The 16,632-nt window shown below is 23.9% G+C and carries 16 protein-coding genes and 2 riboswitches; of the genes, 6 read left to right on the top strand and 10 right to left on the bottom strand.

The genetic code is table 11. The features are described from left to right. Positions 1-146: 146 nt before the first annotated feature. The 7 genes from EV215_RS04805 to EV215_RS04775 form a co-directional block, all read right to left on the bottom strand. Positions 147-1,517 carry a PFL family protein gene (locus EV215_RS04805; RefSeq protein WP_134112856.1) on the bottom strand — a complete coding sequence of 457 codons (1,371 nt, stop codon included), beginning with the start codon at positions 1,515-1,517 and terminating at the stop codon, positions 147-149. Between the two features lie 22 nt (positions 1,518-1,539). Then, complete coding sequence (locus tag EV215_RS04800) at positions 1,540-1,818, bottom strand: ACT domain-containing protein (protein ID WP_134112855.1); 279 nt, start codon at positions 1,816-1,818, stop codon at positions 1,540-1,542. 110 nt (positions 1,819-1,928) lie between these two features. After that, a riboswitch (glycine riboswitch) is annotated at positions 1,929-1,988 on the bottom strand. A gap of 2 nt (positions 1,989-1,990) precedes the next feature. Then, positions 1,991-2,068, bottom strand: a riboswitch (glycine riboswitch). A 78-nt stretch (positions 2,069-2,146) separates the two neighbouring features. Further along, positions 2,147-3,229 carry a hypothetical protein gene (locus EV215_RS04795; RefSeq protein ID WP_134112854.1) on the bottom strand — a complete coding sequence of 361 codons (1,083 nt, stop codon included), beginning with the start codon at positions 3,227-3,229 and terminating at the stop codon, positions 2,147-2,149. Positions 3,230-3,241: 12 nt separating this feature from the next. Continuing rightward, positions 3,242-3,973: an outer membrane lipoprotein-sorting protein gene (locus EV215_RS04790; protein ID WP_134112853.1), complete on the bottom strand. Its 732-nt coding sequence runs from the start codon at positions 3,971-3,973 to the stop codon at positions 3,242-3,244. Between the two features lie 11 nt (positions 3,974-3,984). Further along, positions 3,985-6,555, bottom strand: coding sequence for an efflux RND transporter permease subunit (locus EV215_RS04785; protein WP_166667350.1), 2,571 nt, complete (start codon positions 6,553-6,555; stop codon positions 3,985-3,987). Position 6,556: 1 nt separating this feature from the next. Continuing rightward, the gene (locus EV215_RS04780) at positions 6,557-7,138 is read right to left on the bottom strand and encodes a TetR/AcrR family transcriptional regulator (protein WP_134112851.1); all 582 of its coding nucleotides are present in this window, start codon (positions 7,136-7,138) and stop codon (positions 6,557-6,559) included. 79 nt (positions 7,139-7,217) lie between these two features. Beyond that, the gene (locus EV215_RS04775; RefSeq protein ID WP_134112850.1) at positions 7,218-8,105 is read right to left on the bottom strand and encodes a hypothetical protein; all 888 of its coding nucleotides are present in this window, start codon (positions 8,103-8,105) and stop codon (positions 7,218-7,220) included. Positions 8,106-8,227: 122 nt separating this feature from the next. On the opposite strand from EV215_RS04775, the gene EV215_RS04770 reads away from it, so the two are divergent. From EV215_RS04770 to EV215_RS04750, 5 genes are all read left to right on the top strand, one after another. Next, the gene (locus tag EV215_RS04770; RefSeq protein WP_134112849.1) at positions 8,228-9,685 is read left to right on the top strand and encodes a mechanosensitive ion channel family protein; all 1,458 of its coding nucleotides are present in this window, start codon (positions 8,228-8,230) and stop codon (positions 9,683-9,685) included. Positions 9,686-9,733: 48 nt separating this feature from the next. Further along, complete coding sequence (gene pgeF, locus EV215_RS04765) at positions 9,734-10,423, top strand: peptidoglycan editing factor PgeF (protein ID WP_134112848.1); 690 nt, start codon at positions 9,734-9,736, stop codon at positions 10,421-10,423. An 8-nt stretch (positions 10,424-10,431) separates the two neighbouring features. Then, positions 10,432-12,102 (top strand): sensor histidine kinase, encoded by a 1,671-nt coding sequence (locus EV215_RS04760; RefSeq protein ID WP_134112847.1) that lies wholly within the window; start codon positions 10,432-10,434, stop codon positions 12,100-12,102. 14 nt (positions 12,103-12,116) lie between these two features. After that, positions 12,117-12,842: a LytR/AlgR family response regulator transcription factor gene (locus EV215_RS04755; RefSeq protein WP_134112846.1), complete on the top strand. Its 726-nt coding sequence runs from the start codon at positions 12,117-12,119 to the stop codon at positions 12,840-12,842. Positions 12,843-12,963: 121 nt separating this feature from the next. Further along, a complete protein-coding gene (locus EV215_RS04750) occupies positions 12,964-14,361 on the top strand; it encodes a carbon starvation CstA family protein (protein WP_134112845.1) in 1,398 nt (465 codons plus the stop codon). Positions 14,362-14,435: 74 nt separating this feature from the next. Here EV215_RS04750 and cysK read toward each other — a convergent pair whose 3' ends face one another. From cysK to EV215_RS04735, 3 genes are all read right to left on the bottom strand, one after another. After that, complete coding sequence (cysK, locus tag EV215_RS04745) at positions 14,436-15,350, bottom strand: cysteine synthase A (protein ID WP_134112844.1); 915 nt, start codon at positions 15,348-15,350, stop codon at positions 14,436-14,438. Between the two features lie 10 nt (positions 15,351-15,360). Next, a complete protein-coding gene (locus EV215_RS04740; RefSeq protein ID WP_166667349.1) occupies positions 15,361-15,786 on the bottom strand; it encodes an RrF2 family transcriptional regulator in 426 nt (141 codons plus the stop codon). 132 nt (positions 15,787-15,918) lie between these two features. After that, positions 15,919-16,104: a hypothetical protein gene (locus tag EV215_RS04735; protein ID WP_134112842.1), complete on the bottom strand. Its 186-nt coding sequence runs from the start codon at positions 16,102-16,104 to the stop codon at positions 15,919-15,921. Positions 16,105-16,329: 225 nt separating this feature from the next. On the opposite strand from EV215_RS04735, the gene EV215_RS04730 reads away from it, so the two are divergent. After that, complete coding sequence (locus EV215_RS04730) at positions 16,330-16,617, top strand: DUF2325 domain-containing protein (protein ID WP_134112841.1); 288 nt, start codon at positions 16,330-16,332, stop codon at positions 16,615-16,617. Positions 16,618-16,632: the final 15 nt, after the last annotated feature.

Below are 16,632 nucleotides of genomic sequence, written 5' to 3'. Positions count from 1 at the left end.
AAATATTGTTTTTAGTGATTCAACATTTTAGCATAGATTCTTATTAGATGTGTCTTTTTTTTTATTTATTTGTGCAATTAATTATACAATGTTCCAATAAAAAATATTGAGTGTATACGAAAGTTAATACACTCAATATAAAAAAATTAATTTTTCATTGCTTGTATAGGAGGAGATACTTTACCACCTCTATTAATTAAAGTAGAACAATTTAGAGAATTTATAGGCATAATATCAGCTTCACCTAAAAGCCCCCCAAAGACTACTCTATCACCAACATTTTTTCCAGGAACAGGGATAACTCTAACAGCAGTTGTTTTGTTATTTACCATTCCTATCGCCATTTCATCAGCTATAAGGCCAGATATAACATAATCAGGAGTATCACCAGGTATTGCTATCATATCTAAACCAACAGAACAAACACAAGTCATAGCTTCAAGTTTTTCTAAAGTAAGATAACCTTTACTAGCAGCAGCAATCATTCCTTGATCTTCACTTACAGGGATAAAAGCACCAGTTAATCCCCCAACTCTAGTAGCAGCCATAGCACCACCTTTTTTCACTGCGTCATTCAAAATAGCAAGAGCTAAAGTAGTTCCATAAGCACCTACAGACTCTAATCCAAATTCTTCTAGAATATTACCTACACTATCCCCAATTGCAGGAGTAGGAGCAAGTGATAGATCAATTATTCCAAATTCAACACCAAGATTTTTAGCAACTTCTTTTCCTACTAATTCTCCCATTCTTGTTATTTTAAAACTTATTTTTTTTATTTCTTCAGTAATTACGCTAATATCAGCTTTTTTATCTATTTTATTAAGAGCTGCTCTTACAACGCCAGGTCCACTAATTCCTAAATTTAATACAACTTCACCTTCACCAACTCCGTGAAAAGCACCAGCCATAAAGGGGTTATCACTTACAGCATTTGTAAATACAACAAATTTTGCAGCACCCAATCCATCTTTTTCTTTTGTATTATAAGCTAAATCTTTTACTGTTTTACCAAGCATTTTAACAGCATCAAGATTTATTCCAGCTTTTGTAGATCCTACATTTACAGAGGAACAAACTCTTTCGGTAACAGTCAGAGCATTAGGAATAGAATTTATTAATTTTAAGTCGCTTTCTGTAAATCCTTTTTCTACAAGAGCAGAAAATCCACCAATAAAATCTACTCCAATATCTTTTGCAGCTTTATCTAAAGTTTCTGCAAAGACAGTATAATCCTCAGCATCAGTAGCACCAGCAATTATTGAAATTGGAGTAACAGAAACTCTTTTATTTACAATAGGAACGCCGTATTTATTTGAGACGGCATCAGCTATATTTACTAAATTTTTTCCATATTTTAATATTTTATTATATATATTTTCGCAAGTTTTTTTATGGTCACTATTTATGCAATCAAGTAAACTAATACCTAATGTAACAGTTCTTATATCGAGATTTTGCATATCAACCATTTTAATTGTTTCTAATATTTCATTTGAATTTGCTAAAATGTGCATTTTTGCCTCCTAAATAAATTTATTAAATTTTATGCATAGCTTTAAAAATATCTTCATGTTGAACATAAACTTTTACACCTATTTTTTCTTCTAATAATTTTAATTTTTCTTTTATTTTATTAAAATCAAAAGTAGAATCTTTTATTTCAACTAACATAATCATAGCAAAAATTTCGTTTTCAAAAATTGTTTGAGAAATATCGATAATATTACACTTTAATTCTTTAAGTTTTAATGATACTTCAGAAACTATTCCTACTTTATCATCGCCAATTACAGTTATAACTATTTTTCCTTGCATAGTGATTCCTCCTAAAATATATTAAAGTTATTTGCCTATAAAAAAAAGCAGTTAAAAAACTGCCAAATAAAAAGAAAAGATATTTTTAAAAATAACTAATTTAAAAATATCCTCTGTCCTTTTACCTGAGAGCGTTACTCCTTCGGTGTCCTTTTGGATCTCTCCAGAGGTTCGTCCAATATAGGTTCTTTTACCTGAAAGTATTACTTCTTCGGTGACCAAAATTATGGTTCTCTCCCTATATCTTCAACCGTGATATTAAATTTTGATATATTTTACTTTATTAATTAAAAAATGTCAAATACATTAACAGTTTTAATTAATAATTTTAAAAGTCTGCTGTTATTGTAAAAGAAATTCCATAATCTCCATAAGTAGATTTTGTTAAATAATATTCACTATTTTTTTCTCCATTAAAGAAAAATTCAGTAAGATTAAAACTAATTAAATCATTATAATAATAATCACTGCTATTTCCAATAGTAAAACTACGGTCATTTATATTTATAAATGAAAAAAATGTAGTAGAAAATAATTCATTCATTTCGTATTTGAATGATGGAATCAAATAATCTGTTCCGATTGGTATATTATAATTTATTTTGTTTAAATCATTGTTGTCATAAAAATTTTTATCTGATTTTCCATACCCATTTTGATAATATTCAATATTGAAATAATAATTTTCCCAAAAATAATTATCGATACCTGTAATAAAAGTATAAATATTATCAGCTGCACTATAGTTTCCTTCTATCCAATACCCATAATTAATATAAGGAATAGTTGTTTTAATAGAAGCACCATATATATCACTAGGAATTAATGTTTCATAAGGTTTTAGTTCTTTACCTCTTTTTGCATATATAAATTCAAAATCAGTATTAAATATAAATTGTTTATATCTTATTCCATATTCGATATCTTTAGAAATAGAATTATTATTATAATTCCCAGCGTAAACAAACTCTAAGCTATCATCATTTTGTAAGTAACTAGTAAAAGTTATACTATTTCTAGCTTCTTTTTCATAATTAGAATCAAATGCAGATCCTGCAGGAGTTTCATTGAAAATATCAATAGGATTAAAATTAAAACCTTGTCCCCAACCTAATCTAGTTTTTCCAAAAATAATTTCTATATTGTTTTGAACTAATTTTATTCTTGCTAAATCAAGAGAATTTTTATTATTTTTTGAATTATTTTCTGTATACAATGAATATTCAATATCAATTAAACTGTTTTCAAAATCATCGTTATAAAGAAAAAACTTAGCTTTACTATTTGAGGTGCTTTCTAAATTTTTAATTTTTGAATTATTTATTGTTAATTTTGTTTTAAGAGAAGTAGTAGCAAAACCATTAAAAAAAATTAACATAAATACTGATAATAAAATTATTTTTTTCTTCATTTTTAACGCTCCTTATTTTTTTAAGTTTTTTTCTGAGAATAAAGTATTTTTAATATTTATATTTAATTTTATTGTAGAGATATCAGAAATAATATATGTAGATTTATTATTTATAATATCAGTCATTTTCATAGTTTTAGGAATTAAATAATTACCTTTTTTAGTATAATCATTTATTTCTAATTTTTTGTATAAAAAATTATTTTTATCATAATATTCTATCAATTCTTCGGTGAAATTAAATTTATTTACTTTGGAAATAATATAACTATACTTTTTATTTTTATCTATTGGAACTAATTTTAAATAATAATACTTTTTATCTTCTTTTAATAAAATAGAGTTAAAATCTTTTTCATAATCAAAATCCATATCATCATATGAAAAACTAGAGCCCATAAGGTTTCCATTTTTCGCACTTTTAGATAAAAGTCTTACTCTATTTGTTCTTTTATTATAATACCATGTATTTCCATTTTTGGAAAGTATAGATGTACCCGTTAATCTACTTGGAGAAGTAAATTTCATTAATTGGAAAGTATTATTATTTATTTTTTTTGAATATGACTCAAAAATCATACTAGATGTTATTTTTCCATTTTTTTCTATTTTCATAGTAGATATTTGAAAACTACTATTATAATTATTGTTTTTTTTAATATTTTTTAATATTTCATTTATAGTTGTTTTAGAAAAGGTAGTTATTGAAAATATTATTAGAAACATAAAAATAAATTTTTTCATTTTAAAGCCTCCTATTTAAATGTTATTTTATCGAAGATAGCAATTAATGAAACTAGTAAAAATAAAGTAAATAAATATGCAAGAGTTACTCCTAAACTGAGTAAAAACCCAAAACCAATAAAGCCACGATATTTTGCAAACATTAGAGTACCAAAGGCAAATACAGTGGTAAGAGTAGTTAGTGTAATAGCTTTTCCAGTACTTCTAAATGTAATTAATAAATCTTTTTCCTGCAAATATCGGTGAATTAAATGAACACCATCATCAACACCTATACCAATAATTAATGGAATACCAATGATATTTACAACATCAAATTTAAAACCAGTCCATCCCATTATTCCTAATATAGCAAGTATAGTTATAAGCATAGGAAGAAGTGCAAATATTGCATATTTAAAACTTTTTAAATCAAATAATAAAACTATAAATATAGCAATAACAGTATAAATAAGAACTTTTTTTCCTTCAGTTTTTTCGGCTTCAACAACTTTAATAAATATTTTAGCGGTACCACTATTATTTTTATTAACATTATCTATTTCAGTTAAAAATTTTTTTTGAAAATCTTCATTCCATAAGTCGTGTTTAGGATAAATTGTAGTTATAAATTCATTATTTTTACCAACAAATTCATTTTTTATACTATTTGGAATATCGTTTAATGTAATTATATTTTCGTTATGATTTAATATAAGGGTTTTAAGTGATTTAAAAAAGTTTATTTGAGATTTTTGAATATTTTTAGAGTCTAGATTATCAATAATATTTGATATTATATTTGAGTTAATAAACTCATCACATTTATTAGTTATTTTTATGTCTCCACTTACATAGCTAAGGTCAGAAAGTTCAATAATATTATTTTCTAACCTATAAAGCTCTTCAATAAGCTTATCTTCATAAATATTATTGTCAACTTTTATTAAAGAGCTTTTTTTGATATTTTTTATAATAGCTAATCTTTTATTTTGTTTTTCAATAGAAGGCAGATATTGTGCAATAGAAGAAATTTCACCGACGCTAGCTAGTTTATCAAGTTTTTCATAATTAGATTGAGCTTCTTTTAAATTTTTATTAATTATAATGGAGTTATCAGAAGTAAAATCAAATTTTTTTATAATTTCTTTATTTAATGCTATACTTTTCAATCCTTTAGCTTCTATTTTCATCATATCTTTTTCAAATTTAAAATTTGTAGATTTAATAGATAAAATGGAAATTATTATTATTAAAATGATTAAAGTAATATATTTATATTTAATTACTGGAATTTCCAATTTTTCCAAGATATAAATAGGTTTATTAGTTTTGACTTTTAATTTTTTTTTACCAAATACCATAAGTAATGCGGGAAGTGTAAAAATAGCAGCTAATAGAGTACAAATAATACCTATTCCTAGGACAATACCAAATTCTTTGAACCCAGGAAACTTGCTAAAACTAAACATTATAAAACCTATACTAGTAGTAATAGAACCAGTAATAATACCTCTTATTACTTTTTTATATACATTAAGTAAGTTTGTTTCTAAGTTTTCCTTTGATTTTTTTTCATCTAAAAAAACAGATATAATATGTATTGAATAATCAATTCCAAGTCCAATTAAAATAGCACCCATCATAGCAGTTAACATATTTAATGAACCAAATATCAAATAAGTTATTCCCATTGACCATATAATTCCCATTATTAAAGGGATAATAGCGAGAAAAGAATAACGTATTAGTTTAAATGAAATAATAAATAATAAAAGCATAAGGATTATTGATAAAGTAGAAGTAAGGTTCATATCTTTTGTACTAACTATCATTTCATCTCTTGAAATTACTTGAGAACCAGTAAGCGAAGTAGAAACATTATATTTTTTTCCTTCTTTATTTAGATAAGCTTCTAATTTGTTGATAAAATTTGTAACTTCAATAATATCATCTATACTTATAGCAGATTTAATTATAAATATACCTAAAGTGTTATCAGGAGAAATGAAATATTTATTTCCTCTAAAAAATCTTTTTGTATCTTTATTATTTAAGGTTCCGTTATTTGCTTTTGTTAAAAAGTCTTTTAAAAAATTAAGCAAAAAAATTATTTTGTTACTATTTTTATTAATTTTTTCTGAATCAGATGAATTTATGTATGTTTTTTCAAAATTATCATTAGAACTTTTTATGAATTCAGCTATAGAATTAGAAGAAAGAAGAGGCACTAAATCTTTTAAATCTTTTTCTTTGAGTGTAATAAGTCCATTTTTTAAAAGGAATTCATCATTTTGAGCATAATTTATACTTTTTATTTCATTCCATTGTTCCAATGTTTTAGGGACATCATTTAAAAATTTTTCAATATCATTTTTATTGTTCCCTTTAATTCCGACAATTATAGAATCTAAACTATTAAAATTTTTAAGAGCTTTTTTATAAATAATAACTGAATTGTCATTTTTAGGAAGTAAATCCATAAATTGCATATTCATTTTTAATTTTGTAATAAAAAATATTGAAATAACTGTGATAATGAAACTAAATAATAAAACTAAACGATATTTTTTTATGACAAATTTCCCTAACTTTTCAAGCATTTTAATCCTCCTCATTTAAAATTAAATCTATAAATTTTTCCCAATTTTTTTCAAAATTAAAAGGTATATCTAATGTTTTATATAAGACCATAGAATCAAGCATCATAAAAAATAATTGTTTAATTATTTCATGATCTTTTTTCTTTGAAATAATATTTTTTTTATAAAGGTGATCAAAAAAAGAATTGAAAAATTCTAGATACTTTTGAAGAAATTTTATTAAATAATCTTTTACTATTGCTATTCTAAATGCTTGATTTATAAATTCAAATTGAAATCTTGAATAATAAGGGTCAACTTGTCCAAAATTTAAAATATTATTACCAATATTTTTTAGTATTAATTTATAATTTTTTTTTGTAATGTTATCAATATCTAAAAAATCAAAGCGCATCATTGATTCGAATAAAAACTCAATTGTAGCAATAAATATATCATCTTTGGTATTAAAATAATGATAAATAGCACCTTTTGATAAGCCAGTTTCTTTTACCAAGTCATTTAAGCTAGCTTTATCATAGCCTTTTTTGGCTATTAATTTATAAAATGTAGTTATAATTAACTGACGTGTTGTTACTTTCATAAAATCACCTCAATATATTTATAATACAGAACAGTCGGTTTGTCAACAATAAAAATATAACTACCAAATTATTTGGTAGTTATAAAAGTTTTATATCAGATGTAGAAAGTGGAATACCTATATCAATGCTTATATTTGGAGAAAATTTCTCATGATTAATAGTTAATTTTATATATTCTTTTGAATAAAATTCGTTTTCAACATCTCTGTAAAAAATCATACTCTCTTTTTTTATATTTGAATTCTCTTTGTTTTTTGATTTTTCAATATATTTTAATTTTTCAAAATAGGATAATTTTTTATATTCAGATTCTAAGTCACCTTCTGATAGTATTATATAAAATTCAGCTTCGGATTCGTTTAAAAGTAAATCAATAATCCAATCTATAGAAGAAATAGCTGTATTAAATTTTGAAAATACTTCTTTGATACTAATACCTAATTCAGAAGAGATTAAATGAAGTAAATTTGTAGAAACATTAGAATCAGAATTATTAAAATTTACATTTGTGAAATTATTAAAATTTGGGAATATTTTTTTAACTATTTTATAAAGTGTAGTAACAGTTTTTTCTAAGGGAGTGTCTTCAAGTATAAAAATATCATCATTTATGATACCAGTAATATGTTCATTTCCAAGCCAATAGATCCACTCTTTTTTTTCAGAAGGATATATAGTATTTATGGTTGTGAATAAATAGCAATTGTTAAAAATGTCGTTTTCAAATATGAATTGTAAATAAGAATTAGAAGAATCAATTATTTTAAAATATAAATTAATTATTTTATAATTATTTATTTCAATGAAACTAATATCATCAATAGTAGAAGTATTAGAATCAAAAATAAAACGACTATTTAAATCATTATTTAAAAAATTTAAATTTTCAAAATGGATATTTTTATCGATATTTTCTATAAAGAATTTTTTTATTTCTTTATAATTAAACTCAGTATTTATTAGCATAAAAACCTCCTAAAATAAATATTGAAGTATATTAAATTATCAGTTACAATAAGAGTATATTATAATTATATATTTATAATATCGGCAAAATTAAAAAAAAATTAATAAATTAGGTGGTAATTATGGGAATTAAAGGAGATATTTTATTAATAATAATTCTTTTTTTTATTTTTCTTATGTTTTTATCAAAAAGAATAATAAAAAATTTTAAAAAATTAAATACATATTTGTTTTTTATTTTAATTTTAGTAATATTAAGAGAAGGGTTTGAGTATTTGTTTGATTTCAATAATAAAACAATAGGATTATATTTTATAACAGTTACATTTTTAGTAATAAAAATTTTAGGTATATTTTTAGATGAAACTTCTTATAAAATTATACATTTTGAAATACCTAAATTATTAAGAAGTGTAATTTTAATAGTTATTTTTATAGTAAGTTTTTTCTTTGCATTAAAAAAATATTATAATATTAATTTAACACCATTTTTAACAACGTCAGCAATTCTTTCAGCAGTAATAGGTCTTGCTCTTCAAGATACATTAACCAATTTTATAGCGGGAATAGTTTTGACTTCTGAAAAAAATTTTAAAAGAGGAGACAGTGTTGTAGTAGATAATATTGAAGGAAAGGTTAATGATACTGATTGGAGGTCTACAAAAATTACAAAGTTTGGTGGTGGAGTAGTAAGTATTCCAAATAGTATTTTATTAAAAGATAAATTTATTAATTATTATAGAAAATCAAAATATAGAATAGATATAGAAATAGGAACTTCATATAATGATCCACCTAATAAAGTAATAAAAGTTTTACTGGAAATAGCTAAAAATAATAAAAAAGTATTAAAAGATCCATTACCAGAAGTTTTGATAAGACAATACGGAGATTTTTCAATTGATTATATATTAAGAATATGGGTAGTAGATGATTATTTGAATAGATGGAGTATAAAAACAGATATTTATAGAGAAATTTGGTATAGTTTTTTAAGAAATGGGATTAAAATACCTTTTCCAGTAAGAGAAAATATAGAAATAATTAAAGATGTTAAAGAAGAAAATAAACAGGAGTTCGAAAATAGAAAAGTTTTAATTAATAAAATAGAATTTTTAAAAAGTTTATCAGAAAAAAGTAAAAATGAATTAAGCAAAAAAATAAGAGTTTTAAGATATGGAAAAGGAGAAATAATTGTTAAAGAAGGTGAAGAAGGGGATTCATTTTTTATTATTCAATCAGGAATAGTAGATATATTTATTAATAATAGAAAAATAGCAAATTTGAAAAAAGGCGATTTTTTTGGTGAGATGTCTTTGCTTACAGGTAACAAAAGAAATGCGACAGTAGTAGCTACAACAGATTTAGAATTGTTAGTTCTTGATAAAATGACATTTAGAAAAATAATAGAAAATGATAAAGCTATTTTGGATATACTTAGTGAATATTTATTAAAAAGAGGAGAAGAAAATACTAAATTTAATAAAGATATTAATGATTTATCTAAAAAACAAAATACTAATAGAGCAGATATAAAAAAAAGTATTTTTAAAAAATTAATTAATTTTTTTGAATTTTAATAAAATGGTTAAAAAAATTTTTAAAATTAATGAGGAGAAGCTAATATTATGATTGAATTTAAAAAATTTCAAGATTACGGAGTGAAAGCTATATTTTCAGATAAAAATGATGGTGATATGTCATTTGAAAATATAAAAAATAGAAGTTTTTTTTTAAAAAAACAAGGGATAAAAAAAGAAATTATTTATGCAAAACAAACACATTCAAAAAATATAAAAATAATAACGGATACTAAAGAAAATTATTATGAAAATATTGATGGATTTATTACAAATTTAGAGAATGTTGTATTATTTACATTACATGCAGATTGTTTACCAATATATATTTTAGATAAGAAAAATAATATAATTTCTCTTTTGCATAGTGGTTGGAAAGGAAGTTATCAAGAAATAGTAAAATCTTCTGTTTATTTATTAGAAAAGAAATTTAACAGTAGAAAAGACAATTTATTAATAGCTATTGGTCCTGGAATAAGTGCATTAAATTATGAAGTACAAAAAGATTTTAGAGAACAGTTTATAATGAAATTTGATAAAAACACACTTAAAAATGTCTTTTTAGAAAAAAATAATAAAATATATTTTGATAATAAAAAATTTAATTATAATCTATTGAAAAATTTAGGAATAAAAGATATGATTATTAGTGAAAAATGTACTTATGATGATAATTATTTTTCGTTTAGAAAAGATAAAGATAAAAAAAGAAATGGAGCATTTTTATTTTATATGTAGGAGGTATTATGTTAATATTATTTAGTCATTTGTTAAATAATTTGGGATATGTAATAGCAATAGCATTTTTTTTATCAAAGCTTAAAATTTTTCAAAAAATTATGCAAAAAGATAATTTCTCATTGTATGATAAATTATTTTTATCATTAATATTTGGGACAATGGCAATAATAGGGACTTATGTAGGTGTAGATTATAAAGGTGCTATAGCAAATACTAGAAATATAGGAGTAGTAGTAGCAGGACTTTTAGGAGGACCTCTTGTAGGAATGTTAGCTGGAATAATGGCAGGATTGCATAGAATATTAATTGACATAGGTGGGATAACATCTATTCCATGTGGGATAGCAACAATAATAGGAGGATTTATAGGAGGATATTTTTATAAAAAATCTAATTTACAAAATAGATATATATATGGATTTATAGGAGGATTTTTAGTAGAAAATATAAGTATGGCATTTATTTTAATCTTGTCAAAACCATTTGAAAAAGCTTTTGATATAGTACGAAATATATATGTGCCTATGGTTTTTGCAAATGCAGTAGGAGTATCTGTAATTATTCTTATTACAGAAAGTATAAAAAAAGAAAAAGACAGAGTAGCAGGAGAACAAGCTAAATTAGCTCTTGAAATTGCTAATAAAACATTACCATATTTTAGAGAATTAAATAATAGTTCACTTAGAAAAGTATGTGCTACTGTCTTAAATTCCTTAAATGCTGATTTAGTTGTAATTACTGATAAAGAAAATATTTTATCATATTTTTCAAAAAAAGATGAATTTACAATAACGCATCAAAAAATATTAAGCAAAGCTACTAAGGATGTACTATATACTGGGAAAACATTAATTTGTGATAGAAAAGAAGATATGATAAATTTTATTTATAATGAAAAACATTTAAAAAGTATAAAATCAGCAATAATATCACCATTGAAAAGTGAAAATCAAATAATAGGAACAATAAAAATATATTTTTCATCAGAAAAGCAAATGACAGAAAAGCAAAAATATTTAGTAGAGGGACTTTCAAATCTGATTTCAACACAAATGGAAATTAGTAAATTAGAAAATGTAAAAAAAACTGCTAAAACAGCAGAAATAAAGGCATTACAAGCTCAAATAAATCCGCATTTTTTATTTAATGCATTAAATACAATAGCGTCATTTGTAAGAATAAATCCAGAAAAAGCAAGGGAGATAATAATAAATTTATCTACATATTTTAGATATAATATAGAAGCGGGAGAAAAATTTGTAAAAATTTCTAAGGAAATAGAGCATGTAAAATCGTATGTAAATATAGAAAAAGCAAGATTTGGAAATAGATTAAATATAATTTATGAAATAGATGAAAGTATTTTAAATAAAGAAATACCTGCATTTACAATACAACCACTTGTTGAAAATGCTATAAAACATGGAATAATAGAATCTGGAATCGGAGATACTGTTTGGGTATATATAAAAGATAAAAAAGATAAAATATATATAGAAGTAACTGATAATGGAGTAGGAATAAAAAAAGAAATCATTGAAAAAATACATAATAATAATATTGAATCAAGTAAAATAGGATTAAATAATGTATATCATAGATTAAAATTAATATATGATAATGAAATAGAAATAAATAGATTAACTCAAGGTACACAAATAAAATTTGAAATATAGATAAAGGGGGAAAAATGAACTGTATAATTGTAGATGATGAATTTCCGTCAAGAGAAGAGTTGAAGTATTTTATTAATGAATTTAGTAATATTGAAATATTAGATGAATTTGAAAATCCGCTTGAAGTAATAAAATTTTTAAAAGATTATAGAATAGATATAGTATTTTTAGATATTAATATGCCTGGAATAGATGGAATGAGTTTGGCAGAAATAATTAAAGGATTATATGATGATATAAAAATAGTATTTATTACTGCTTATGCAGAATATGCAATAGATGCATTTAGAGTAAAAGCATATGATTATATTTTAAAACCATACTCTGAAGAAACAATTATAAAATGTTTAATGAAATTAACTAATAATGAAGAAATAGATGAAAAAAAAGAGAAAAAAAATAGAGGAATAGATGGAGTAGTTGGATGGTTTAAAGAAAAAATGTATGTTTTAGATTATGATGAAATTCTTTTTATAGAAGCATGTGAGAGAGAAAGTAAGATTTATACTAAACATAATATATATATTGCAAAATCAAAAATAAGTGATTTTGAAGAAAAACTTCCTTTAAAGAAATTTTTTAGAACACATAGATCATATATTGTAAATTTAGAAAAAATAGAAGAAATAATTCCTTGGTTTAATAACACATATAAATTAAAAATAAAAGATTTTGATGAAGAAGTATTAGTAAGCAGAAATAATATAAAAGAGTTTAGAATTATTATGAATATGATTTAGTGTAATTATTATGCAATTTGTGTTTTAAAAATGACTTTTTATGTTGGAAATATTTAAAATAAAACCTTTTAGAAGTATTATTGTATTGCAACAACTACAAATTCTTTTAGGAGGTTTTTTTATGTTTACATTTTTTATTTCATTAATTATTTTAATATTAGGATATATTTTTTATGGAAAATATGTTGAAAAAGTATTTGGAGTAACAGATGCAGATACACCAGCAAAACGAATGAATGATGGTGTAGATTATGTAGAAATTGATTGGAAAAGAGCTTTTTTAATACAATTTTTAAATATTGCTGGACTAGGGCCTATATTTGGAGCAATAGCAGGTGCTCTTTGGGGACCAATAGCATTTTTGTGGATAGTATTTGGAACAATATTTGCAGGAGCAGTTCATGACTATATGTCAGGAATGTTATCATTAAAACATGATGGCGCTACAATTGGAGAAGTAGTAGGTATTTATTTAGGAAATAACGCAAAACAAATTATGAGAGTATTTTCAGTGGTATTATTAGTTTTAGTTGGAGTAGTTTTTATAAATGGTCCTGCAGCAATTTTAGCAAATCTTAGTGGAATAGGAAAATTTTGGTGGGTAGGTATAATTATAATATATTATTTAATAGCTACAGTACTTCCTATAGATAAATTAATAGCTAAAATTTATCCTATATTTGGAGCTTCGTTAATTATAATGGGAATAGGAATAGCAGGCGGAATAATATTTAAAGGCTATCATATCCCAGAATTAACATTACAAAATTTACATCCAAAAACATTAAATCCATTTCCATATTTATTTGTAACAATAGCATGTGGAGCAATATCAGGATTTCATGCTACACAATCACCAATGATGGCTAGATGTATTACAAGTGAAAGAGAGGGAAGAAAAGTATTTTATGGAGCAATGGTAGCTGAAGGTATAGTAGCATTAATCTGGGCAGCAGCGGCAATGGCATTCTTTGGAAGTACAAAAAATTTAGCTGCAGCAGGAAGTGCAGCAGTAGTAGTAAATACAATATCAAATTCACTACTTGGGAAAATAGGAGGAGCATTGGCGTTACTTGGAGTAGTTGCGGCACCAATAACTTCTGGTGACACAGCTTTTAGAAGTGCAAGACTTGCAATAGCGGATGCAACAAAATTTAAACAAGGGCCAGTAAAAAATAGATTTTTAATAGCAATCCCTTTATTTTCAATTGGACTTGTACTATGTTTTGTAGATTTTACGATACTATGGAGATATTTTGCATGGTCAAATCAAACTCTTGCAACAATAGCATTATGGGCAGGAGCGGTTTATTTAAAAAATAATGGTAAAAATTATTTGATAGCAGCAATACCAGCAACTTTTATGACTTCTGTAATCATCACATATATTTTAATAGCAAAAGAAGGATTTAAAATATCTGAAAAAATTGCATATCCGATAGGAATAATAGTAGCAATTTTAGCACTTGGAAATTTTTTATTTATAAGAAATAAAGAAGTAGAGTATAGTAAAGAGTAATTAAAGGGATAAATTTATATATAAAAAAACAAGTCTCTGTCAAATAGATAGAGACTTGTTTTCTATTTTGTCATTTATTCAAATATTCCAGTTGAAAGATATCTTTCACCAGTGTCAGGTAATATTACTAATATTTTTTTTCCTTTGTTTTCTTCTTTTTGAGCTAATTTTAAAGCAGCAGCAAGTGCAGCTCCACTTGAAATTCCAGCTAAAATCCCTTCTTTTTGAGCTAATAATCTAGCGTGTTTAAAAGATTCTTCATTTGATACTTGAATGACTTCGTCAAATACATCTGTATTTAACACTTTAGGTATAAATCCAGCTCCAATACCTTGAATTTTATGTGGTCCTGGGCCATTTCCAGAAAGTACAGCAGAATTTTCAGGTTCTACAGCAATAACCTTTATAGTTGGAATTTCTTTTTTTAATATTTCACCAGTACCAGTTACAGTCCCACCAGTACCAACACCAGCTACAAAAATATCAATATTTTTTTCAGTGTTTTCTAATATTTCAATAGCAGTAGTTTTTCTATGTACATCAGGATTTGCAGGATTTTCAAATTGTTGTAAAATTATTGAATTTTCATAAGTTTCATTTAATTCAATAGCTTTGTCAATAGCGCCTTTCATTCCAAGCTTTCCATCAGTAAGAACAAGTTCAGCACCATAAGCTTTTAAAAGATTTCTTCTTTCAATACTCATTGTATCAGGCATTGTAAGAATAAGTTTATATCCTTTTGCAGCAGCAGTCATAGCAAGTCCTACTCCAGTGTTTCCACTAGTAGGTTCTATTATCATGGTGTTTTTATTAATTAATCCTTGTTTTTCAGCTGATTCAATCATATTTTTAGCAATTCTATCTTTTACACTTCCGCCTGGATTAAAAGACTCTAATTTTACTAAAATTTCTGTTCCAAAAGTATTAATACTATTTAATTTTACAATTGGTGTTTTTCCTATTAATTCTAAAATGTTGTTATAAATCATTTTTTCCTCCTTAAATATAATACATATAGTTTTCTTCTAAATTAAAATTATCTATCAAATCTTGTAAGGATATCTTTTTTAAAAATCTGATAATTAAATCGTCAAGTGGTTTTGATAAAGTAATATTAATAGATGTTTCATATTTATCTTTATTTTCAAAGATATCTTTTTTAACTAATTCTGGTTGTAATAAAGAAATTATTTCATATAATGATATTTTATTTGCTTTTTTAAGTAATTTATATCCACCATTAGGTCCTTTACTTCCTTCTAAAATATTTGATTTTTTAAAATATCTAAAAATCTGTTCGAGATATCTATTAGATATATTTAGTTCTTCAGAGATCTCTTTAATACTACATCTATATTTTTCGTTTTGCATAGCAATATATATTAAAGCTTTAAGCCCTGTTTTTGTTTTAGTAGGTAGTTGCAAAATTCTCCCCCCTTAATTTCTTATTTATAGCATAAGAAAAATATGTTATATTAAATTTATACTATAATATACTATAAAAGTCAAGAATTTTTTTGAAATAAAAATAAAGAGACATTTAAGTCTCTTTAAAAATTATGCATTTATCTTGTCATGTCGGTTTTTTCTAAGAGAAGCGTATTCTTCATTTAATGTTTCTAATTTTTTAGTATACTCTTTTACTAGAATATGATTTTCTTCAGCATAAGCTTTTTCAAGAGCATTTTCTAATTTGTGAATTTCATCTAATACCTTTTTGATATCGTTTGTTATTATTTTCATAAAATAAACCTCCTTATGTTGTTTTGTGAAAAAAATAATAATTTATAATATATAAAAATTAAATGTTATACTTTTTTATTAACAAAATAAACTTCTATATTATTAATTTACCTCAAAAGAAATCAAAAATCAAATTTTAAATAAGAATATTGACAAAATTAAAACAATGTATTATACTTTGAATATAAAAATTTTGAAATTCAAAATAAATGTGAGGTGTAATTTATGTGCATAGTGATAGCAGGTGGAATAAAAGGAATAGAAAGAGAATATAAAAATATTTCAAAAAAATATGGGTTTAAATGTAAAATTTTTAATGAAAATGTACCTAATTTTAATAAAAAGATTAAAAATGTTGATGCTGTAGTGATGTTTACAGGGACAGTAAGTCATAAAATATCTAAAAAATGTTGTGCAGTCTGTAAAAAAAATGATATTTGTTTAAAAAGAATGCATTCAAGTAGTATAAACCAATTAGAACTAGCATTACAGGAGATATCAAGTGAAATTTAACTAAAAAACCTTCTA

Origin of the sequence: Hypnocyclicus thermotrophus (genome assembly GCF_004365575.1) — a bacterium.
Classification (GTDB): domain Bacteria; phylum Fusobacteriota; class Fusobacteriia; order Fusobacteriales; family Fusobacteriaceae; genus Hypnocyclicus; species Hypnocyclicus thermotrophus.
Note: the sequence above shows the minus strand (reverse complement) of the source record. Positions and strands in the feature narration are given on the sequence as shown.

Coding starts and splice junctions, on each gene's coding strand:
- EV215_RS04785 (WP_166667350.1), bottom strand. CDS start 6,555: ATGCTTGAAAAGTTAGGGAAATTTGTCATAAAAAAATATCGTTTAGTT.
- EV215_RS04770 (WP_134112849.1), top strand. CDS start 8,228: ATGGGAATTAAAGGAGATATTTTATTAATAATAATTCTTTTTTTTATT.
- EV215_RS04750 (WP_134112845.1), top strand. CDS start 12,964: ATGTTTACATTTTTTATTTCATTAATTATTTTAATATTAGGATATATT.
- EV215_RS04775 (WP_134112850.1), bottom strand. CDS start 8,105: ATGCTAATAAATACTGAGTTTAATTATAAAGAAATAAAAAAATTCTTT.
- EV215_RS04760 (WP_134112847.1), top strand. CDS start 10,432: ATGTTAATATTATTTAGTCATTTGTTAAATAATTTGGGATATGTAATA.
- pgeF (WP_134112848.1), top strand. CDS start 9,734: ATGATTGAATTTAAAAAATTTCAAGATTACGGAGTGAAAGCTATATTT.
- EV215_RS04790 (WP_134112853.1), bottom strand. CDS start 3,973: ATGAAAAAATTTATTTTTATGTTTCTAATAATATTTTCAATAACTACC.
- EV215_RS04730 (WP_134112841.1), top strand. CDS start 16,330: ATGTGCATAGTGATAGCAGGTGGAATAAAAGGAATAGAAAGAGAATAT.
- EV215_RS04735 (WP_134112842.1), bottom strand. CDS start 16,104: ATGAAAATAATAACAAACGATATCAAAAAGGTATTAGATGAAATTCAC.
- EV215_RS04780 (WP_134112851.1), bottom strand. CDS start 7,138: ATGAAAGTAACAACACGTCAGTTAATTATAACTACATTTTATAAATTA.
- EV215_RS04800 (WP_134112855.1), bottom strand. CDS start 1,818: ATGCAAGGAAAAATAGTTATAACTGTAATTGGCGATGATAAAGTAGGA.
- EV215_RS04755 (WP_134112846.1), top strand. CDS start 12,117: ATGAACTGTATAATTGTAGATGATGAATTTCCGTCAAGAGAAGAGTTG.
- EV215_RS04805 (WP_134112856.1), bottom strand. CDS start 1,517: ATGCACATTTTAGCAAATTCAAATGAAATATTAGAAACAATTAAAATG.
- cysK (WP_134112844.1), bottom strand. CDS start 15,350: ATGATTTATAACAACATTTTAGAATTAATAGGAAAAACACCAATTGTA.
- EV215_RS04795 (WP_134112854.1), bottom strand. CDS start 3,229: ATGAAGAAAAAAATAATTTTATTATCAGTATTTATGTTAATTTTTTTT.